The sequence below is a fragment of the Archangium gephyra genome (assembly GCF_042230915.1).
Lineage (GTDB): Bacteria > Myxococcota > Myxococcia > Myxococcales > Myxococcaceae > Archangium > Archangium gephyra_B.
Genome location: NZ_CP102578.1, coordinates 7,280,242 through 7,303,313 on the forward strand (window position 1 = coordinate 7,280,242; position 23,072 = coordinate 7,303,313).

Sequence of the window (23,072 nt, forward strand, 5' to 3'; positions counted from 1 at the left end):
GACGAGAGCACGGTGGTGCGCATGGCCGAGCACCTGCGGGTGCTGCTGGAGGGCGTGGTGGCCACGCCGGAGGCCCGCCTCTCCGAGCTGCCCCTGCTCAGCGCCTCCGAGCGCCACCAGGTGCTGGTGGCGTGGAACCAGACGCGCGCCGACTTCCCGGCCGACTCCTGCATCCACCACCTCTTCGAGCGCCAGGTGGCCCTGCGCCCCGAGTCCATCGCCCTGGAGTTCGGTGACGAGCGGCTGTCCTACCGGCAGCTCGACGCCCGCGCCAACCAGCTCGCCCACCTGCTGCGCTCTCACGGCGTGGGGCCCGACTCCCTCGTCGCGCTCTGCCTGGAGCGCTCCGTGGAGCTCATCGTCTCGCTGCTGGCCATCCTCAAGGCTGGCGGCGCCTACCTGCCGCTGGATGCCTCCTACCCGGCCGAGCGCCTGGGCTTCATGCTGGAGGATGCGCCGCCCCGGCTGCTGCTCACCTCCCAGGCCCTGCGCGCCCGGCTTCCCTCCTCCGAGCACCTGCCCTGCCTGCTGGTGGAGGAGTTGCAGCTGCAAGGCCAGCCCACCTCCGCGCCCCACGTGGCCGTCACCTCGGGCCACCTGGCCTACGTGGACTTCACCTCCGGCAGCACCGGCCGCCCCAAGGGTGTCGCCATCGAGCACCGCTCCGTCATGCGGCTCTTCCATGGCAACCACTACGCCCACCTGGGACCGGACGAGACCTTCCTCCTCATCGCACCCATCTCCTTCGATGCCTCCACCCTGGAGGTGTGGGGCCCGCTGCTCTTCGGCGGCCGCCTCGTCGTCTTCCCGCCTCAGTCTCCCAGTGACGTGGAGCTGCTCACCCAGGTGCTCACCCGCCACCAGGTGACCACGCTGCACCTCACCGCGGGCCTCTTCTCCCAGGTGGTGGACCTCAAGCTGGAGTCCCTGCGCGGCGTGCGCCAACTGCTCACCGGTGGTGACGTCGTCTCCGCGCCTCATGTGCGCCGGGTGCTGGAGACGCTGCGCATTCCCGTCACCGCCTGCTACGGCCCCACCGAGAGCACGCTCTTCACCTCCACCCACCGCATGACCCGCCCGGAGCAGGTGGGCTCCTCCATCCCCATCGGCACTCCCCTGGCCAACACCCAGGTGTACCTGCTGGACGCTTCCGGCCAGCCCGTTCCCGTGGGACTGCCCGGCGAGCTCTTCATTGGTGGCGACGGCCTGGCTCGCGGCTACCTGTCGCGTCCGGACCTCACCGCCGAGCGCTTCGTTCCCGATGCGTTCTCCAATGAGCCCGGTGCGCGGCTCTACCGCACCGGTGACCTCGCCCGCTGGAGCCCCGAGGGCGTGCTGGAGTTCCTCGGCCGCCAGGACAACCAGGTGAAGGTGCGCGGCTTCCGCATCGAGCTGGCCGAGGTGGACGCGGCCCTGCTGCGCCACCCCTCCGTGCGCCAGGCCGTCTCGGTGGTCCGTGAGGACTCTCCCGGCCACAAGCGCCTCGTTGCCTACGTGGTGACGCACGAAGGCCCGCAGGCCGACACCTCCGCGCTGCGCTCCTTCGTGAAGGAGGCGCTGCCCGAGTACATGGTGCCCTCGGCCTTCGTGGTGCTGGAAGCGCTGCCGCTCAACGCCAGCGCCAAGGTGGACCGGAAGGCCCTGCCCGCCCCGGACACCTCCGGCACCGAGCGGCAGTCCACCTATGTCGCTCCTCGCGATGAAGCCGAGCAGCGCCTGGCAGACATCTGGGCCCAGGTGCTCGGCGTGCGCCAGGTCGGCGTGGAGGACAACTTCTTCTCCCTGGGCGGTGACTCCATCATCAGCTTGCAGGTGGTCGCCCGCGCCCGTCAGGCCGGCCTCGTCTTCTCCACCCGCGAGCTCTTCCAGCACCAGACGGTGGCACGGCTCGCTCGCGTGGCACGCTCCGCCTCCGCCTCCGCTCACCAGCAGGGGCCCGTCACCGGCACGGTGCCGCTCACCCCCATCCAGCGCCACCTGCTGCGTCACGACGCGCAGCACGCCCACCACTTCAACCAGTCCATGCTCCTGGCGCCCCTGGCGCCGCTGGACCCCTCGCTGCTCGAAGAGGCCTTGCGCCACCTGCTGCGCCACCACGACGCCCTGCGCCTGCGCCTGCGTCAGGTGGACGGCCAGTGGCAACAGGACAACGCCAGCCCCGAGGAGGCGTCTCTCCGCTTGCTCCAGGTGGACCTGTCCGCCACGCCCGCGGTCCTGGAAGCCGAGGCCTCGCGCCTGCAGGCCAGCTTCGTCCTCTCCGAGCCGCCCCTGGTGCGCGCCGTCCTCTTCCTCCTGGGTGATGGCCAGCAGCGCCTGCTGCTCGCCGTCCACCACCTCGTCGTCGACGCTGTCTCCTGGCGCATCCTCCTGGAGGATCTGGAGTCCGCCTACCAGCAATTGCAGCAGGGCCAGACCCCGACGCTGCCGCCCAAGAGCACGTCGTTCCAGCAGTGGGCTCGCCAGCTGGAGGCCCATGCCCAATCACCGGCCCTGCTGGCCGAGGCGCCCCTGTGGCTGGACGAGGCCCGTGCGCACGTAGCGCCCCTGCCCATCGATTCCTCCGGCGCCAACACGCACGCCTCCGAGCGCTCCGTCTCCATCTCCCTGGAGTCCGAGGAGACGAAGCTGCTGCTGCAGGAGGTGCCTTCCGCCTGGCGCGCTCACATCAATGACGTGCTGCTCACGGCCCTGGCCCAAGCCCTGTCCGAGTGGACGGGACAAGCCCATGTCCTCGTCGACGTGGAAGGCCATGGCCGCGAGGAACTCTTCTCCGACGTGGATCTCGGCCGCACCGTCGGCTGGTTCACCTCGCTGTCTCCCGTGCTGCTCCCGGTGCCCTCCCATGGTTCCACGGGAGAGCGTCTGCGCGCCGTGCGCGACTCGCTGCGCCGCCTGCCTCACCATGGCGTGGGAGCGGGGCTGCTCGAGTGGATGGGGCCCTCCGACATCGCCCAGCGGCTCCAGGCCCTTCCCCCTCCCCAGGTGGCTTTCAACTACCTCGGGCAGCTCGACGCCACCCTGGCCTCCAGCCGCTTCTTCTCCCTGTGCGACGAGCCCATCGGACCTCTCACCGCTCCGTCCGGCACTCGCCAGCATGTCTTGGAGGTCAATGGCTCCGTGCTCGGTGGCTGTCTGCGCGTCTCCTTCGGCTACAGCGCCCACCTGCACTCGGCCTCCACCATCGAGCGTCTCTCCCAGCGCTTCCTCCACCACCTGCGCTCGCTCATCACCTCCCGTCACTCCGAGGACGCCCGCCGCTTCTCCCCCGGCGACTTCCCCCTGGCCTCCCTCGGCCAGCAGGCGCTCGACGCCCTGCTGCTGCGGGCTGGTCCTCTCGTCGAGGACATCTACCCGCTCTCGCCTATGCAGCAGGGCCTGCTCTTCCATGCCCTGCTGACTCCCGAGTCCTCCGTCTACTTCGAGCAGCTGGCCTGGTCGGTGCGCGGTGAGCTCCACCTGGAGTCCTTCCTCCAGGCCTGGACGACGTGCCTGGAGCGCCACCCCATCCTCCGCTCCTCCTTCCACTGGGAGGGCCTGGAGTCTCCCCTCCAGGTGGTCCACTCCCACGCCACCCTCCCCTTCGAGTCTCTCGATTGGCGTGAGGTGTCGGAGGCCGAGCAGCACGCCCGCTTCGAGCAGCTGATGCGCGAGGAGAAGCAGCGCGGCTTCGATCTGGGCCGCGCTCCCCTCACGCGCCTGGTGGCCGTGCGCCTGAGCGAGGACACCTTCCGCTTCCTCTGGAACCACCACCACCTGCTGCTGGATGGCTGGAGCCTCGGCGCGCTCATCGGAGAGGTGTTCTCCCTCTACGACGTCTATCGCAAGGGCCAGGCGCCCCAGCCTGTCTCCCGCCCGCCCTTCCGCGACTACATCGCCTGGTTGGAGCGTCGCGACACCCAGGTGGATGAAGCCTGGTGGCGCACGTACCTGGAAGGCTTCACCGCCTCCACGCCGCTGCCGGCCGATACGGGCAGGGCCGAGCCGAAGGGTACGTCCGCCGCCCAGCACGGCGTCTTGGAACTGAACCTGTCCACCGAGGCCACCGCCTCGCTTCAGGCCTTCGCCCGCCAGCACCAACTCACGGCCAACACGCTCGTGCAGGCCGCGTGGGCGCTGGTGCTCTCGCACTACAGCGGCGAGCGCGACGTCCTCTTCGGCAGCACCGTCGCCGGCCGTCCCCCGGAGCTGCCCGGCGCCGAGCACATGGTGGGCCTCTTCATCAACTCCCTGCCCACGCGTGTGCAGGTGGCCTCCCCTGGCACCGCCCTGCTTCCCTGGCTCCAGTCCCTCCAGGCCGCCCAGAGCGAGCAGCGCCAGTACGAGCACACCCCGCTCGTCCACATCCAGACCTTCAGCGCCGTGCCTCGCGGCAGGCCGTTGTTCGAATCGATCGTCGTCTTCGAGAACTACCCGCTGGACGCCTCGGTGCTGTCCTCCTCCTCGCTCCAGGTGGAGGATGTGCACGCCTTCGACGCCACCCACTACCCGCTCAGCCTGGCCGTCTTCCCGGGCGCCTCGCTGCGCCTGCGCGTCACCTACGAGTCGCCTCGCTTCGAGCACGCCGCCATGCAGCGGCTGCTCGGTCACTGGCGCCAGGCCCTCACCACCCTGGTGGACCCCACCACCACGCGGCTGGGGGACGTCTCCCTGTTGTCCGGACCGGATCGTCATCAGGTGCTGGTGGAGTGGAACCAGTCCCGGCGCTCGCTCCCCGAGCCCGCGCTCGTCCACCGCCTCTTCGAGGAGCAGGTGCGCCGCGATCCGCATGCGCCCGCCGTGAGCTTCGGCTCCCGGACGCTCACCTACGGCGAGCTCAACGTCCGCGCCAACCAGCTCGCCCGTCACCTGCGTCAGCGGGGCGTGCGTCCCGAGACGCTCGTCGCCGTGTGCCTGGAGCGGTCCCCCGAGCTGGTGGTGGCCCTCCTCGCCACCCTCAAGGCGGGCGGCGCCTGGCTGCCCCTGGATCCCACCCTGCCCTCCGAGCGCCTCGGCTACCTGCTCTCGGACGCGGCCCCTCGCGTGCTGCTCACCCAGTCCGCCCTGCGTCCGCTGCTGGGCGAGCACGACGCGCTCTTCCTGATGGATGAGGACTGGGCGCGCGTGGAGCACGAGCCCACCGGAGAGCTGGACACCGCGCTGGACGGCGACAGCCTCGCCTACGTCATCTACACCTCGGGCAGTACGGGCCGTCCCAAGGGCACCCTGTTGCGCCAGCGCGGTCTGTGCAACACCGCCCTGCAGACGGTGGACTTCATGGACCTGGGGCCTGGCCGCCGGCTGCTCCAGTTCTTCTCCATCGGCTTCGATGCCTCCGTCTCGGAGATCTTCCCCGCGCTCCTGTCCGGAGCGTGTCTGGTGATGGCCTCGCAAGAGGAGTTGATGCCCGTCACGCCGCTGCTCGAGCTCATCGAGCGGCAGGCCATCACCACGCTGAAGCTGACGCCGTCGGTGCTGGCGCAGTTGGAGCCCGAGCGGCTGCGCGGGGTGAAGACGCTCATCTCCGCGGGAGAGGCGTGCGCGCCCGAGTTGGTGGCGCGCTGGAAGCCGGGGCGGCGTTTCGTCAATGCGTACGGCCCCACCGAGTGCACGGTGTGCGCCACCGTCAACACGGACGTGGACGCGGCGCACGTCACCCTGGGCCGTCCCTTCCACAACGTGAAGGCGTGCGTGCTGGACGCGCAAATGCGCCCGGTGCCCGTGGGCGTCCCCGGTGAGCTGTTCGTGGGAGGCGCCGGCCTGGCGCGTGGCTACCTCGGCCGTCCCGAGCTCACCGCCGAGCGCTTCGTCCCGGATCCATTCTCCGGCGAGCCGGGAGCCCGGCTCTACCGCACCGGCGACCAGGTGTGCTGGCTCGCCGATGGCCAGCTCGAGTACCGGGGCCGCATCGACTTCCAGGTGAAGCTGCGCGGCTACCGCATCGAGCCCGGCGAGGTGGAAGCGGCCCTGCTGCGCCACCCCTCCGTGCGCCAGGCGGTGGTGATGGCTCGCGAGGACTCGCCCGGCCACAAGCGCCTCGTCGCCTACGTGGTGATGCACGAGGGCCCGCGGGCCGACTCCTCCGCGCTGCGCTCCTTCCTGAAGGAGACGCTGCCCGAGTACATGGTGCCCTCGGCCTTCGTGGCGCTGGAAGCGCTGCCGCTCAACACCAGCGGGAAGGTGGACAGGAAGGCGCTGCCCGTTCCCGAAGGCATCGAGTCCACCGCGAGCCGCGCGCACGTGCCGCCGCGCACCCCCACCGAGGAGCTGCTGGCCACGCTCTGGGCCCAGGTGCTCCACGTGCCGCGCGTGGGACGGCACGACGACTTCTTCTCACTCGGTGGCCACTCGCTGCTGGCCACCCAGCTCGTCTCCCGCGTCCGCCAGGCGTTCCAGGTGGAGCTGCCCCTGAGCGCCCTCTTCGAGGCGTCCACCCTGGAGGCCCTCGCGGCCCGCCTGGAGGAGGCTGCCCGCACTCCGCTCGCCCGGGCGATTCCTCCGCCGCGCCGCGCCTCGCGCGAGCAGCCGCTGCCCTTGTCCTTCGCCCAGCAGCGCCTGCTGTTCCTCGAGGAGCTGACCCCGGGCACCGCCACGTACAACGTGCTCGCCGCGGTCCGGCTGGAAGGCGCGCTCGACACCGCGCTGTTGCGCCGCTGCTTCGAGGAGCTGGTGCAACGTCACGAGTCGCTGCGCACCACCTTCCGCTCCGGGGTGGACGGCAGTGTGCAGAGCATCCACTCCGCGCTGGCCCTGCCGCTGGCGGAGGTGGAGCTGACGGCGCTCCCCGAGGAGCAGCGCCAGGCCGAGGCCCTGCGGCTGATCCGTGAAGAGGCCTCGCGGCCCTTCGATCTGGCCACGGGCCCCTTGCTGCGGACCACCCTGCTGAAGCTGGCGGACACCGAGCACGTGCTGGTGCTGGTGATGCACCACATCGTCTCCGACGGCTGGTCCATGGGCGTGCTGGTGCGCGAGCTGTCCGCGCTCTACACCGCCGCGAGCCAGGGCCAGCCCTCGCCCCTGCCGGAGCTGCCCGTGCAGTACGCGGATCACGCCCTGTGGCAGCGGGAGTGGATGCGCGGCGAGGCGCTGGAGCAGGAGCTGTCCTGGTGGCGGCAGCGGCTCGCCGGGGCCCCGAGTGCCCTGGAGCTGACGGGCGACAGGCCCCGCCCGCCCGTGCGCTCCTCGCGCGGCGCCACCGTGCCCGTGCAACTGCCTGGCGCGCTGTCCGAGGCGATCAGGGCCCTGTGCCAGCGCGAGGGGGTCACTCCCTTCATGCTGCTGCTGGCCGCCTTCCAGACGTTGCTCGCGCGTTACTCCGGCCAGGAGGACATCAGCGTCGGCTCGCCCATCGCCGGCCGCCGCCACGCCGAGACGGAGGGCCTCATCGGCTTCTTCGCCAACACCCTCGTGCTGCGCTCGCGCCTGTCCGCGCGGACGACATTCCGGGAGTTGTTGGCCCAGGTGCGCGAGATGGCCCTGGGCGCCTACGAGCACCAGGACGTGCCCTTCGAGAAGCTGGTGGACGAGCTCCAGCCCGAGCGCGACCTCAGCCGGACTCCGCTCTTCCAGGTCGTCTTCGCCCTCCAGAACGCGGCGCTCCCCGAGGTGGAGCTGCCGGGGCTCACCCTGCGTCCCATCACGCAGGAAGCAGGGGTGGCCAAGTTCGACCTGGAGCTGGAGCTCTCCGAGTCCGAGGGCCGTTTCGCCGGTGGGCTCACCTACAGCACCGACCTGTTCGACGAGAGCACGGTGGTGCGCATGGCCGAGCACCTGCGGGTGCTGCTGGAGGGCGTGGTGGCCACGCCGGAGGCCCGCCTCTCCGAGCTGCCCCTGCTCAGCACCTCCGAGCGCCACCAGGTGCTGGTGGAGTGGAACCAGACGCGTGCCGACTTCCCAGCCGACTCCTGCATCCACCACCTCTTCGAGCGCCAGGTGGCCCTGCGCCCCGAGTCCATCGCCCTGGAGTTCGGTGACGAGCGGCTGTCCTACCGGCAGCTCGACTCGCGCGCCAACCAGCTCGCCCACCTGCTGCGCTCCCACGGCGTGGGGCCCGACTCCCTCGTCGCGCTCTGCCTGGAACGCTCCGTGGAGCTCATCGTCTCCCTGCTGGCCATCCTCAAGGCCGGCGGCGCCTACCTGCCCCTGGATGCCTCCTACCCGGCAGAGCGCCTGGCCTTCATGTTGGAGGATGCGCCTCCCCGGCTGCTGCTCACCTCCCAGGCCCTGCGCGCCCGGCTTCCCTCCTCCGAGCACCTGCCGTGCCTGCTGGTGGAGGAGTTGCAGCTGCAAGGCCAGCCCACCTCCGCGCCCCACGTGGCCGTCACCTCGGGCCACCTGGCCTACGTGGACTTCACCTCCGGCAGCACCGGCCGTCCCAAGGGCGTCGCCATCGAGCACCGCTCCGTCATGCGGCTCTTCCATGGCAACCACTACGCCCACCTGGGGCCCGAGGAGACCTTCCTCCTCATCGCCCCCATCTCCTTCGATGCCTCCACCCTGGAGGTCTGGGGCCCCCTGCTCTTCGGTGGCCGCCTCGTCGTCTTCCCGCCCCAGTCTCCCAGCGACCTGGAGTTGCTCACCCAGGTGCTCACCCGCCACCAGGTGACCACTCTCCACCTGACCGCCGGCCTCTTCTCCCAGGTGGTGGACCTCAAGCTGGAGGCCCTGCGCGGCGTGCGCCAGCTGCTCACCGGCGGCGACGTCGTCTCCGCGCCTCATGTGCGCCGCGTGCTGGAGACGCTGCACATTCCCGTCACCGCCTGCTACGGCCCCACCGAGAGCACGCTCTTCACCTCCACCCACCGCATGACCCACCCCGAGCAGGTGGGCTCCTCCATCCCCATCGGTACTCCCCTGGCCAACACCCAGGTGTACCTGCTGGACGCTTCCGGCCAGCCCGTTCCCGTGGGCCTGCCCGGCGAGCTCTTCATTGGCGGCGACGGCCTGGCTCGCGGCTACCTGTCGCGTCCGGACCTCACCGCCGAGCGCTTCGTCCCCCATCCGTTCTCCACCGAGCCCGGTGCCCGGCTCTACCGCACCGGTGACCTCGCCCGCTGGAGCCCGGAGGGCGTGCTGGAGTTCCTGGGCCGCCAGGACAACCAGGTGAAGGTGCGCGGCTTCCGCATCGAGCTGGCCGAGGTGGACGCGGCCCTGCTGCGCCATCCCTCCGTGCGCCAGGCCGTCTCGGTGGTCCGCGAGGACTCTCCGGGCCACAAGCGCCTCGTCGCCTACGTGGTGGGCCACTCCGGCCAGACCGTGGAAGCGGAGGCGCTGCGCGAACAGCTCAAGGCAAGTCTGCCCGAGTACATGGTGCCCTCGGCCTTCGTGGTGCTGGAAGCGCTGCCGCTCAACGCCAGCGCCAAGGTGGACCGGAAGGCCCTGCCCGCCCCGGACGCCTCGGGCTCCGAGCGGCAGTCCACCTATGTCGCTCCTCGTGACGAAACCGAGCAGCGTCTGGCCGACATCTGGGCCCAGGTGCTCGGCGTGCGCCAGGTCGGCGTGGAGGACAACTTCTTCTCGCTGGGCGGTGACTCCATCATCAGCTTGCAGGTGGTCGCCCGCGCCCGTCAGGCCGGCCTCGTCTTCTCCACCCGCGAGCTCTTCCAGCACCAGACGGTGGCTCGGCTCGCTCACGTGGCCCGCACCGCCTCCGCCTCCGCTCACCAGCAGGGGCCCGTCACCGGCACGGTGCCTCTCACCCCCATCCAGCTCCATCTGCTGCATCACGACGCGCAGCACGCCCACCACCTCAACCAGTCCATGCTGCTGGCGCCTCTCGCGCCGCTGGACCCCTCGCTGCTCGAAGAGGCCCTGCGCCACCTGCTGCGCCACCACGACGCCCTGCGCCTGCGCGTGCGTCAGGTGGATGGCCAGTGGCAACAGGACAACGCCAGCCCCGAGGAGGCTTCTCCCAGGTTGCTCCAGGTGGACCTGTCCTCCACGCCTCCGGCCCTGCGCTCCGCCGCACTGGAGGCCGAGGCCGCGCGCTTGCAGGCGAGCTTCGTCCTCTCCGAGCCGCCCCTGGTACGCGCCGCCCTCTTCCTCCTGGGCGATGGCCAGCAGCGCCTGCTGCTCGCCGTCCACCACCTCGTCGTCGACGCTGTCTCCTGGCGCATCCTCCTGGAGGATCTCGAAGCGTCCTACGCCCAGCTCCAGCAAGGCGTCGCGGTGACGCTGCCGCCCAAGAGCACGTCGTTCCAGCAGTGGGCTCGCCGGCTGGAGGCCCATGCCCAGTCACCGGCCCTGCTGGCCGAGGCCCCCCTGTGGTTGGACGAGGCCCGTGCGCACGTAGCGCCCCTGCCCACCGATTCCTCCGGCGCCAACACGCACGCCTCCGAGCGCTCCGTCTCCATCTCCCTGGAGTCCGAGGAGACGAAGCTGCTGCTGCAGGAGGTGCCCTCCGCCTGGCGCGCTCACATCAATGACGTGCTGCTCACGGCCCTGACCCAAGCCCTGTCCGAGTGGACGGGACAAGCCCATGTCCTCGTCGACGTGGAAGGCCATGGCCGCGAGGAGCTCTTCTCCGACGTGGATCTCGGCCGCACCGTCGGCTGGTTCACCTCGCTGTCTCCCGCGCTGCTCCCGGTGCCCGCCAACGCCACGGCCGGCGAAAGACTGCGCGCCGTGCGCGACTCGCTGCGCCGCCTGCCTCACCATGGCGTGGGAGCGGGGCTGCTCGAGTGGATGGGGCCCTCCGACATCGCCCAGCGCCTCCAGGCGCTTCCCCCTCCCCAGGTGGCTTTCAACTACCTCGGCCAGCTCGATGCCACCGTGGCCTCCAGCCGCTTCTTCTCCCTGTGCGACGAGCCCATCGGTGCGCCCACCGCTCCGTCCGGCACTCGCATGCACGTCCTGGAAGTCAATGGCTCCGTGCTCGGGGGCTGTCTGCGCGTCTCGTTCGGCTACAGCGCCCACCTGCACTCCGCTTCCACCATCGAGCGTCTCTCCCAGCGCTTCCTCCACCACCTGCGCTCGCTCATCTCCTCCCGCCACTCCGAGGACGCCCGCCGCTTCTCCCCTGGCGACTTCCCCCTGGCTGCCCTCGGCCAGCAGGCGCTCGACGCCCTGCTGCTCCAGGCCGGTCCTCTCGTCGAGGACATCTACCCGCTCTCCCCCATGCAGCAGGGTCTGCTCTTCCACGCCCTGCTGTCTCCCGAGTCCGCCGTTTACTTCGAGCAGCTGGCCTGGTCGGTATGCGGTGAGCTCCACCTGGAGTCCTTCCTCCAGGCGTGGACGGAGTGCCTGAAGCGCCACCCCATCCTCCGCTCCTCCTTCCACTGGGAGGGCCTGGAGTCTCCCCTCCAGGTGGTCCACTCCCACGTCACCCTCCCCTTCGAGTCCCTCGACTGGCGTGAGGTGCCGGAGGCCGAACAGCATTCGCGCTTCGAGCAGCTGATGCGCGAGGAGAAGCAGCGCGGCTTCGATCTAGGCCGCGCTCCCCTCACGCGCCTGGTGGCCGTGCGCCTGAGTGAGGACACCTTCCGCTTCCTCTGGAACCACCACCACCTGCTGCTGGACGGCTGGAGCCTGGGAGTGCTCGTCGGAGAGGTGTTCTCCCTCTACGACGTCTACCGCAAGGGCCAGGCGCCGCAGCTGGCGTCCCGCCCGCCCTTCCGCGACTACATCGCCTGGTTGGAGCGTCGCGACACCCAGGCGGACAGAGCCTGGTGGCGCACGTACTTGGAAGGCTTCACCGCCCCCACGCCGCTGCCGGCCGATACGGGCAAGGCCGATCCGAAGAGTGCGTCCGTCCCCCAGCACGGCGTGCTGGAGTTGGGCCTGTCCACCGAGGCCACCGCCTCGCTCCAGGCCTTCGCCCGCCAACACCAGCTTACCGCCAACACGCTCTCGCAGGCCGCGTGGGCCCTGGTGCTCTCGCGCTACAGCGGCGAGCGGGATGTCCTCTTCGGCACCACCGTCGCCGGCCGTCCCCCGGAGCTGCCCGGCGCCGAGCGCATGGTGGGCCTCTTCATCAACTCCCTGCCCACGCGCGTGCAGGTGGCCTCCCCCGACTCCTCCATCCTTCCCTGGCTCCAGTCCCTCCAGGCCGCGCAGAGCGAGCAGCGCCAGTACGAGCACACCCCGCTCGTCCACATCCAGTCCTCCAGCGCCGTGCCTCGAGGGATGCCTCTCTTCGAGTCCCTCGTCGTCTTCGAGAACTACCCGCTGGATGCCTCGGTGCTGTCCTCCTCCTCGCTCCAGGTGGAGGACGTGCATGCCATCGACGCCACTCACTACCCGATCAGCCTGACCGTCTTCCCGGGCACCTCGCTGCGCCTGCGCATCACCTACGAGTCGCCTCGCTTCGGACACGCCGCCATGCAGCGGCTGCTCGAGCACTGGCGCAACGCCCTGGAAGGGCTGGCGGCGCCCGGCTCGCGGCGCCTGGCGGACATCTCCCTGCTGTCCGCGGCCGAGCGCCAGCAGCTGCTTGTGCAGTGGAATGACACGCACGTGGAGCGCCCGGCCGGCCTCATCCTGCACCGGCTGGTGGAGCAGCAGGTGGAGCGCACGCCGGACGCGGTGGCCCTGGACTACGAGGGCGCGTGGCTGACGTACCGGGAGCTGGACACGCGTGCCAACCAACTGGCTCGCCACCTGAGAGGCCTGGGGGTCGGACCCGAAGTGCGCGTGGGCCTGTTCCTGGAGCGCTCGCTGGAGCTGGTGGTCGGCATGCTCGCCATCCTCAAGGCGGGCGGCGCCTGGGTGCCCCTGGATCCGTCCTACCCAGCCGAGCGCCTGACGTACATGGTGGAGAACACGGCCGCTCCGGTGGTGCTCACCCAGCAGCGGCTGGTGAAGACCCTGCCCGCCAGCGGCGCCCGCGTGGTGTGCCTGGACACCGGCTGGGAGGAGATCTCCCAGCACGCCACCGGGCCCGTGGAATCGGGCGTGGTGGGCTCCAACCTCGCCTACATCATCTACACCTCGGGCAGTACCGGACGGCCCAAGGGGGCGATGAACTCCCACGAGGCCATCTGCAACCGGCTGCTGTGGATGCAGGAGGCGTATGCACTCCAGGCCCATGACCGGGTGCTCCAGAAGACGCCCTTCAGCTTCGACGTCTCGGTGTGGGAGTTCTTCTGGCCGTTGATGGTGGGCGCGCGCCTCGTGGTGGCCAGGCCGGGCGGGCATCAGGATCCGTCGTACCTGGTGCGGCTCATGGCCCAGGAGGCCATCACCACGGTGCACTTCGTGCCGTCCATGCTGCAGGTGTTCCTGGAGGAGCCGGGAGTGGAGAAGCTCTCGGGCCTCGAGCGGCTCATCAGCAGCGGCGAGGCGCTGTCGGCGGAGCTCAAGGAGCGGTGCCTGGAGCGGCTGGGGGCGCGGCTGCACAACCTGTACGGGCCTACCGAAGCCGCGGTGGACGTGACGGCCTGGACGTGCGAGCGCGAGGAGGGGCGGCGCGCGGTGCCCATCGGCCGGCCGGTGGCCAACACGCGCATCCACCTGCTCGACGAGCGAATGGAGCCCGTGCCCCTGGGCGTGGCGGGGGAGCTGTACATCGGAGGCGTGCAGGTGGGCCGGGGCTACCTGGGCCGGCCGGAGCTGACGGCCGAGCGCTTCGTGCCCGACCCCTACGGGGAGCCTGGCGCGCGGCTGTACCGGACGGGAGACCTGGCACGCTACCGGGAGGACGGGAGCATCGAGTACCTGGGCCGCATCGACTTCCAGGTGAAGGTGCGTGGCTTCCGGATTGAATTGGGCGAGGTGGAGGCGGCGCTGGAGGCGCGGCCGGCGGTGCGCGAGTGCGTGGTGGTGGCGCGCGAGGACGTGCCCGGCGACAAGCGCTTGGTGGCGTACGTGGTGGGCCACACCGGCCAGGCCGTGGAAGCGGAGGCGTTGCGCGAGCAGCTCAAGACGAGCCTGCCCGAGTACATGGTGCCCTCGGCCTTCGTGGTGCTGGACGCGCTGCCGCTCTCGCCCAACGGCAAGGTGGACAGGAAGGCGCTGCCGGTCCCCGGCGCGGTTCGCGGCACGCGCGAGGACACCTACGTCGCCCCGCGTGACGAGCTGGAGCAGGAGCTCGCCACCCTCTGGAGCGAGGTGCTGGGCGTGGAGCGGGTGGGCGTGAACGACGACTTCCTGTCGCTCGGCGGCCACTCGCTGCTGGCCACGCGGCTCGTCTCGCGCGTGCGTCAGGCCTTCCAGGTGGAGCTGCCCCTCAAGGAGTTCTTCACCGCGCCCACCGTGGCCACGCTCTCCCTGCGCATCCTCGAGGCCATGGCCCAGGTGCCCGAGGACGAGCTGGCATCGATGATGGACGAGCTCGAACAGCTCGACGGGGACGAGGTCCAGCAGCTCCTGGCCTCGGAGCCCACGGGCCCCAAGAAGACGGAGTCCCAGGAATGAGCCAGAGACACACCGCGAACAACCTCCCGCTGCCTCCCGGCCACCATGGCCACTGGCTGTTGCGCGTGCGCGAGCAGGTGAAGGATCCCCTGGGGGTGATCGTCCGCGCCCACCAGCGCCATGGCGACGTCGTCTTCTTCAACGACATCATGGGCCCCACCTACCTGTTGGCCCACCCGGACCACGCGCAGCGCGTGCTGGTGGACAACGCGCGCAACTTCGCCGTCATGGGAAAGTCCGCCACGGGGGTGATGGGCAATGGCTTGTTCGCCAGTACGGGCGACTTCTGGCTGCGCCAGCGCCGGATGGTGCAGCCGGTCTTCCACCGCGCGCGGCTGACGAAGATGGTGCGGGACATGGTGGCGGAGACCCAGGCGCTGGCGGAGCACTGGGACCAGGCGGTGCGGACCGGCGAGTCCGTGAACCTGCTGGAGCAGATGCGCACGCTGGTGCTCACCCTGCTGGGTGCCTCCCTCTTCTCGCCCGACGTGTACGCGGGCCAGCAGGCCCTGCGCGAGGGCGCGGCCATCATCTCCCACAGCGCCAATGAGTCTCCCTTCGACTCGCTCTGGTGGCTGCTGCTCAGGCGGCTGAAGGTGCCGCGGCTGGGGGGAGATCAGTGGCGCGCCACCGTGGCCGCGGTGGACAGGGCCCTCTACGCGCTCGTCGCCGAGCGCCGGAAGAACCCGGAGGGCCGGGACGACATCCTGAGCATGCTGCTGGAGGCGCGCGACTCGCGGGGCGAGGGCATGACGGACAAGGAGGTGCGCGACGAGCTGGCCACCCTGCTCATCGGCGGACACGAGTCCACGGCGGTGGGGCTCACCTGGGTCTGGTACGCGCTGATGCTGCACCCCGAGGTGGAGCAGCGCGTGCGCGAGGAGCTGGCCACGGTGCTGGGCGGACACGCGCCTGGCGGCGAGGCGATCCAGTCCCTGACGTACACGCGCGCGGTGGTGGAGGAGACGCTGCGCCTCTACTCGCCCGCGTGGCGGTTGAGGCGCCTGGTGCTGGAGGACGAGCAGATCGACGGCTGGACGGTGCGTGCCGGCAGCCAGGTGATGCTCTCGCCCTACCTGCTGCACCGCCACCCCTCCGTCTGGAAGGATCCCGAGCGCTTCGATACGGAGCGCTTCTCGCCCGGGCAGAAGGAGGGGCGGCACCGCCATGCCTGGCTGCCGTTCGGCGGAGGCCAGCGGCTGTGCGTGGGCAACGCCTACGCGCTGACGCTCCTGGTGACGGTGATCGCCACCCTGCTGCCGCGCTTCCAGACCCGGCTCGTCCCGGGCCACCCCGTCGTTCCCATGGCGGTGGGCACCTACCGTCCCCGCTCCGGCATCCAGGCCACCCTCCACGCCGCGCCCCCCCTGGCGCATGGCTCCTCTTCGACTTCCAAGGTCCTCTCCTCATGAGCGACATCCTCAAGCGTCTGGCCAGTCTCCCCGCCGACAAGCGCAACCTGCTGCTCAAGCAGCTCCGGGCCCGGCAGCAGAGCGCGCCCCAGGCCGCTTCCGCGCTTCCCTCCCTCGAGCCCCAGCCTCGCGGGGACGGCCCCGTGCCGTTGTCCTTCGCCCAGCAGCGCCTGTGGTTCCTCGAGCAGCTGGAGTCCGGCACCACCCTCTACAACCTGCCCGCGGCCCTGCGCCTGGAGGGCACGCTCGACGCCGGGGCGATGGAGCGCGCCTTCACCGAGCTGGTGCGCCGTCATGAGTCGCTGCGCACCACCTTCCAGGCGCACGAGGACACGCCCAGCCAGCGCATCGCGCCCCCGGGGCCCGTCACCCTGACGCGCGTGGACCTGAGCGCACGGCCCGGCGCCGAGCGTGAGCCCGAGGCCCTCCGGCTCTTCCAACAAGAGGTCCTCCGGCCCTTCGATCTCACCCGCGGCCCCCTGCTGCGCACCACGCTCGTGCGGCTGTCCGACACCGAGCATGTGCTGGTGCTGGTGATGCACCACATCGTCTCCGATGGCTGGTCCATGAACGTGCTGGTGAGCGAGATGGCCGCCCTCTACGTGGCGTTCTCCCAGGGCCAGCCCTCGCCGCTGCCCGCACTGCCCGTGCAATACGCGGACTACACCCTCTGGCAGCGCCAGTGGTTGCAGGGCGAGCAGTTGGAGCGGCAGCTCTCGTGGTGGAAGCAGCAGCTCGCGGGCCTGCCGGGCCTGCTGGAGCTGCCCGTGGATCGGCCCCGCGCGCCGGTGCGGACGTTCCCCGGCGCCAGCGTCCCCGTCGAGCTGTCGCGGGAGCTGTCCGACGCCCTCCAGGCCCTCTGCCAGCGCGAGGGTGTCACCCCCTACATGCTCCTGCTGGCCGCCTGGCAGGTGCTGCTGCACCGCTATTGCGGCCAGGACGACCTCGCCGTCGGCTCCCCCAGCGCCGGCCGCCGCTTCCTGGAGACCGAGGGCCTCATCGGCTTCTTCGTCAACACCCTGGTGCTGCGCTCGCGCCTGTCCCCCTCGCTCACCTTCCGCGAGGTGCTGGCCCGGGTGAGCACCACCGTCCTGGACGCCCAGCAGCACCAGGATCTGCCCTTCGAGAAGCTGGTCGAGGAGCTCCACCCGGAGCGAGATCTCAGCCACAGCCCGCTCTTCCAGGTGTGGTTCGTGCTGGATCAACCCCAGCCGCGGACCATCGCCGCCCATGGCCTGACGCTGCGCCCCCTGGCGCCCGAGAGTCACGTGGCCAAGTTCGACCTCGCCCTGTCGCTGGTGCAGGGCGCGGAGGCGCTGCACGGCGTCCTGGAATACAACACCGACTTGTTCGACGAGAGCACCGCGGTCCGCATGGCGGGCAGCCTGCGCGTGCTGTTGGAGGGCCTCTGCGCCCGCCCCGACGCCCTCATCGGTGAGCTGCCCCTGCTCGCCCCGGCCGAGCGCCAGTGGCTGCTCGCCCGGCAGAGCCCGGCCCCGCGCGAGCTGCCCCAGCCCGCCCTGGTGCACCGCCTCTTCGAGGCCCAGGTGCGCCGCACCCCGGAGGCCGTGGCCCTGCGCTTCGGCGCCGAGACGCTCACCTATGGCGAGCTCAACGCCCGCGCCAACCAGCTCGCCCGGCACCTGCGCCGCCTCGGCGTGGGCCCCGAGGTGCTCGTGGCCCTCTGCCTGGAGCGCTCGCCCGAGCTGATCGTGGCCATGCTCGCCACCCTCAAGGCCGGCGGCGCCTGGCTGCCCCTGGATCCCAGCCTTCCCGCCGAGCGCCTGGAGCTCATCTCCTCGGACGCGTTCGCGCCGGTGACGCTCACCGACTCGGAGCACGAGGTGCTGCTGGAGCGGCGGGGCGCCGTCATCCTCCTGGACGAGCAGTGGGAGCGCGTGGAGCGCGAGTCCCCGGAGGACCTGGAGGCCTGGGGCGACGACGGCCAGCTCGCCTACGTCATCTACACCTCGGGCAGCACCGGCCGGCCCAAGGGCACCCTGCTGCACCACCGCGGCCTGGCCAACACGGCGTTGCAGACGATCGACGCCATGGGCCTGCGCCCCGGCAGCCGGGTCCTGCAGTTCTTCTCCGCGGCCTTCGACGCCTCGGTGTGGGAGATCTTCCCGACGCTGCTCGCCGGAGCGGAGCTGTGCCTGGCCCCCCGCGAGGAGCTGATGCCGGGAGCGCCGCTGGTGAAGGTGCTGCGCGAGCAGGCCATCACCGCCGCCACCTTCACGCCCTCGGTGCTGGCCCAGCTGGAGCCCGAGGGGCTGGAGACGCTGGAGACGGTGGTGTCCGCGGGCGAGGCCTGCACGCCGGAGCTGGTGGCGCGCTGGCAGCCGGGAAGGCGCTTCATCAACGCCTACGGCCCCACGGAGACCACCATCTGCGCCACGCTGACGGACGCGGTGGACGCGCGGCGCATCACCATTGGCCGGCCCTTCCACAACGTGCGGGTGGCCGTGCTGGACGCGCACCTGCGGCCGGTGCCGGTGGGCGTGGCGGGGGAGCTGTGCATCGGCGGCGCGGGCGTAGCCCGTGGCTACCTGGGCCGCCCCGAGCTCACCGCCGAGCGCTTCGTGCCGGACGCCGAGGGCGAGCCGGGAGGCCGCCTCTACCGCACCGGAGACAAGGTGCGCTGGCTCGCCGACGGCCAGCTCGAGTACCTGGGCCGCGCCGACTTCCAGGTGAAGGTGCGGGGCTACCGCATCGAGCCCGGTGAAGTGGAAGCCGTGCTGCTGGCCCATCCGGCGGTGCGAGAAACAGTGGTGGTGGCGCGCGAGGGGGCATCCGGCAACAAGCGCCTGGTGGCGTACGTGGTGCCCACTTCCCCTCTCCCTTCGGGAGAGGGTCGGGGTGAGGGTGCCACGGCTCCCGAGTTGAACCTCGGAGCCGTGCGCACCTGGCTCAAGGGCAAGCTGCCCGAGTACATGGTGCCCTCGGCCTTCGCCCCCCTGGAGGCCCTGCCGCTCACCTCCAGCGGCAAGGTGGACCGCGAGGCCCTGCCGGAGCCCGGCGCGGAGCACCAGCCCGCGAGCGCGAACCAGGTGGCCCCGCGCACGCCCCTGGAGACGGCCCTGGCCGCCATGTGGACGGAGCTGTTGGAGCTCGAGCGGGTGGGAGTGCACGACAACTTCTTCGAGCTGGGCGGCCACTCGCTGCTGGCCACCCAGGTGGCCTCGCGCATCCGCGCCACCTTCGGCGTGGAGCTGCCCCTGCGCACCCTCTTCGAGTCCCCCACCGTGGAGGCGCTCGCCGCCCGGGTCGAGGCCGCGCGCGGCAACGCTACCTCCACCACCGGCGCACCGGCCCCGCGGCGCGCGGAGCGCACGGGCCCCCTGCCCCTCTCCTTCGCCCAGCAGCGCCTGTGGTTCCTGGATCAGCTCGAGCCCGGTACCGCGCACTACAACATCCCCGCGGGCCTGCGCCTGGTGGGAGCGCTCGACACCGGGGCCCTGCAGCGCGCCTTCGACGAGCTGCTGCGCCGCCACGAGTCGCTGCGCACCACCTTCCGCGCCGAGCAGGGCGAGCCCGTCCAGGTCATCCTCCCGCCCTTCTCCCTGCCGCTGGCTGTGGTGGACCTGAGGGACGTGCCCGGCCCGGAGCGTGAGGCCGAAGCGCGGCGCCTGACCACGCAAGAGGCCCGGCGGCCCTTCGAGCTGGCCACCGGCCCGCTGCTGCGTGTCACCTTGCTGCGGCTCGAGGATGAGCGGCACGCGCTGCTGCTCACCATGCACCACATCATCTCGGACGGCTGGTCCATGGGGGTGCTGGTGCGGGAGATCGCGGCCCTCTACGAGGCCTTCCACCAGGACCGGAGCTCGCCGCTGCCGGAGCTGGGGTTGCAGTACGCGGACTACGCCGTGTGGCAGCGCCAGTGGCTGCGCGGCGAGGTGCTGGAGGCGCGGCTGGAGTGGTGGCGCAAGCAGCTCGAGGATGCCCCCACGGTGGTGGAGCTGCCCACGGACAGGCCCCGGCCGGCCGTGCGCACCTACCGCGGCGGCACCCACCAGGCCCTCCTGCCCAGGCCCCTGGCCGACGCCCTGGAGTCCCTCTCCCAGCGCGAGGGCGCCACGCTCTTCATGACGCTCATGGCCGCCTTCCAGTCGCTGCTGCACCGCTACAGCGGCCAGACGGACCTGGTGGTGGGCACGGACGTGGCCAACCGGGACCACGCGGAGACGGAGTCCCTCATCGGCTTCTTCGTCAACCAGCTCGTCCTGCGCCTGCGCCTGGGGGGAGATCCCACCTTCCGCCAGCTCCTGGCGCAGACGCGGCAGGTGTCGCTGGAGGCCTACGCGCACCAGGATCTGCCCTTCGAGGATCTCGTGCGCGCGCTCAACCCCGAGCGCAGCATGGCGCACGCGCCGCTCTTCCAGGTGAAGCTGGTGCTGCAGAACACGTCCCGGTCCGTGCTGGAGCTGCCCGGGCTGCGGCTGGAAGCCGACGTGGTGGATCCCGCCACGGCGAAGCTGGACTTGACGGTGCTGATGAGCCCCTCGCCCGAGGGACTGCACTGCTCGTGGATGTACAGCATGGATCTCTTCGACGCTCCGACGATGGCGCGCATGGCGCTGCACTTCCAGCGGGTGCTGGAGGCGGTGGTGGCCACGGGCGGCGAGCAGCGGCTCTCCGCGCTGCCGTTGCTGTCGGAGCCGGAGCGCCACCGGCTGCTGGTGGAGTGGAACGAGACCGCGGCGCCCTACCCGTCCCGCTGCTTCCATGAGCTGTTCGCCGAACAGGCGGCACGCGTGCCGGAGGCGGTGGCGGTGGTGGCCGCTGACGGGCAGCTCACCTACGGGGAGCTGGAGCGGCGGGCCAACCAGCTCGCCCACTACCTGCAGGCGCTGGGGGTGAAGCCCGAGACACGGGTGGGCCTGTTCGTCGAGCGCTCGGTACATGCGCTGGTGGGCCTGCTCGGCATCCTCAAGGCGGGTGGCGCCTACGTGGCGTTGGATCCGTCCCAGACGCATGCCCAGGAGCGGATGCGGCACGTGCTGCGCGACGCGAAGGCCCAGCTCATCGTCACCCAGGAGTCGCTCATGGACGAGCTGCCCGCGCAGGGCGGCTTCCTCGTCAGCCTGGACGCGGACGACGGACTGCTGGAGGCGCAGCCGGAGGAGGCTCCGGCCAGCCGCGTGGGACCGGGCAACCTCGCCTACGTCCTCTACACCTCGGGCAGCACGGGACAGCCCAAGGGGGTGTGCATCGAGCACCAGCACCTGGCCTGCTACGTGGAGGGGGTCACCCGCCGGCTGGAGCTAGCGCCGGGAGCCAGCTTCGCATCGGTGTCCACGCTGGCGGCGGACCTGGGACACACCGCCATCTTCCCCACGCTGGTCTCGGGAGGCGCGCTGCACCTGGTGGACAAGGAGACGGCGGCGGACCCGGGGCGGATGCGGGACTACGGCGCACGGCACGCGGTGGACGGCCTGAAGATCGTCCCCACGCACCTGGGCGCGCTGCTGTCGGCACCGGGGGCGGAGCAGCTGTTGCCGCGCCAGCGGCTGGTGCTGGGCGGAGACGTGTCGGACTGGGCCCTGGTGGAGCAGGTGCACGCGCTCTCCCCCACGTGCGAGGTGTTCAACCACTACGGCCCCACGGAGACGACGGTGGGCGTGCTGTCCGGCCGGGTGGAGCGCGGGGTGCGCGCGCCGGGTGCGCAGTCGGTGCCGCTGGGCCGGCCGCTGGGCAACGTCCGGGTGTACGTGCTGGACGGGTACGGGCAGCCGGTGCCGGTGGGCGTGCCGGGAGAGCTGTACATCGGCGGCGCCAGCGTGGCCCGCGGGTACCTGGGCCGGGCGGACCTGACGGCCGAGCGCTTCGTCCCGGATGCCTTCAGCCCGGAGCCGGGCGCGAGGCTGTACCGCTCGGGAGACAAGGTGCGCTGGCTGGAGGATGGGCGCATCGAGTTCCTGGGGCGGGTGGACCACCAGCTGAAGATTCGCGGCTACCGGGTGGAGCTGGGCGAGGTGGAGGCGGCGCTGGGAGCCCACCCCTCGGTGCGCGAGTGCGTGGTGGTGGCGCGCGAGGAGCAGCCGGGAGACAAACGGCTGGTGGCGTACGCGGTGGCCCGGGAGGGGCAGGCGCTGGAGGAGCCGGTGCTGGCCGGCTTCCTGGAGAAGCGGCTGCCGGAGTACATGGTGCCCTCGGTCTTCGTGGTGCTGAAGGAGCTGCCGCTCACCTCCAACGGCAAGGTGGACCGCAAGGCGCTGCCCGCTCCCGTCCGGGCCCGGGCGGACGCTCTCCATGTGGCGCCGCGCACGGCCACCGAGCTGCGGCTGGCCGCCATCTGGGCGGAGCTGCTGAAGGTGGAGCGGGTGGGCGCCCAGGACGACTTCTTCGAGCTGGGAGGCCACTCGTTGCTGGCCACGCAGGTGGTGGCGCGCGTCCACGGCACCTTCGGCGTGGAGCTGGCCGTCATCGACCTCTTCGAGGCGCCCACGCTGGAGCAGCTGGCGGCGCGCATCGACGCGGGCGCCCCCTCGCGCTCGGCGCTGGTGCCGCTGCGGCGCGGGGGCAACCGGACGCCCTTCTTCTGCGTGCACCCGGTGGGCGGTGGCGTGCTGTGCTACCTGGAGCTGTCGAGGCGGTTGCACCCGGAGCAGCCCTTCTATGGCCTGCAGGCCCCCGCGGACCTGGAGTCGCACGGCACGCTGGAGGCCCTGGCCACGCACTACGTGGACGCCATTCAGCAAGTGCAGCCGCACGGGCCCTACCTGCTGGGCGGCTGGTCCATGGGCGGACGCGTGGCCTACGAGATGGCCCGGCAGCTCCAGCAGCGAGGAGAGCCGGTGGCGCTGCTGGCCATCATCGACGCCCGGAGCCGCGAGGACGGACCGCGGCTGGAGCCCGCGGAGACGCGCGCCCAGGAGCGGTTCCAGTTCGCCGACCACCTCTCGCGCCTGTCCGGGCTGAACCCCGAGGCGGCCGGGCTCCTGGCACAGGTGGACCCGGAGGAGCTGAAGGCGCTGCTGGAGGACACAGAAGGCGCGGGCGCGAACCTGCCCGCACGGGCCCTCGGCGAGCTGCGCGAGCTATGGCGCGTCTTCGTCCACAACCTGCGCGCCTCGCGCGAGTACGTGCCCGGGCCCTACGCGGGCCGGCTCGTCCTGCTGCGCGCGGCGGAGGGGCCCCGGGAGGGCTTGGAGCGGGACCTGGGATGGGGAGCCCTGGCCTCGCAGGTGGAGGTGCACGAGGTGCCCGGAGACCACTTCAGCCTCATCGCCCCACCCCATGTGGAGCAGGTGGCGGAGCGGCTGCGGGAGTTGCTGGAGCGGGCGGCGGGGACTCCTTCCGCCTCCAGTGCGGCATGAGCGGGGGCCAGCC

General features: G+C 71.3%; 3 protein-coding genes (1 of these 3 running past the window's edge). All 3 read left to right on the forward strand.

The window, feature by feature from the left end:
• Tightly spaced (each overlapping or abutting the next), the 3 genes in view from NR798_RS28435 to NR798_RS28445 form a layout consistent with a single transcriptional unit that may run on beyond the window.
• A protein-coding gene (locus tag NR798_RS28435; protein WP_375765649.1) for a non-ribosomal peptide synthase/polyketide synthase crosses the window boundary here: on the forward strand, window positions 1-14,328 show its 3' portion. It extends 14,214 nt beyond the left edge of the window; the window shows 14,328 of its 28,542 coding nt (coding positions 14,215-28,542); its start codon lies off the left edge, out of view; its stop codon occupies window positions 14,326-14,328.
• Window positions 14,325-15,740, forward strand: a complete 1,416-nt coding sequence (locus NR798_RS28440; protein ID WP_375765650.1) for a cytochrome P450 — start codon at window positions 14,325-14,327, stop codon at window positions 15,738-15,740. The genes NR798_RS28435 and NR798_RS28440 overlap by 4 nt, the downstream gene beginning before the upstream one ends.
• Window positions 15,737-23,059, forward strand: coding sequence for an amino acid adenylation domain-containing protein (locus NR798_RS28445; protein WP_375765651.1), 7,323 nt, complete (start codon window positions 15,737-15,739; stop codon window positions 23,057-23,059). The genes NR798_RS28440 and NR798_RS28445 overlap by 4 nt, the downstream gene beginning before the upstream one ends.
• Window positions 23,060-23,072: the final 13 nt, after the last annotated feature.

Bases quoted from the DNA above. Each gene is read 5' to 3' on its own strand.
- NR798_RS28440 (WP_375765650.1), top strand. From the start codon at position 14,325: ATGAGCCAGAGACACACCGCGAACAACCTCCCGCTGCCTCCCGGCCAC.
- NR798_RS28445 (WP_375765651.1), top strand. From the start codon at position 15,737: ATGAGCGACATCCTCAAGCGTCTGGCCAGTCTCCCCGCCGACAAGCGC.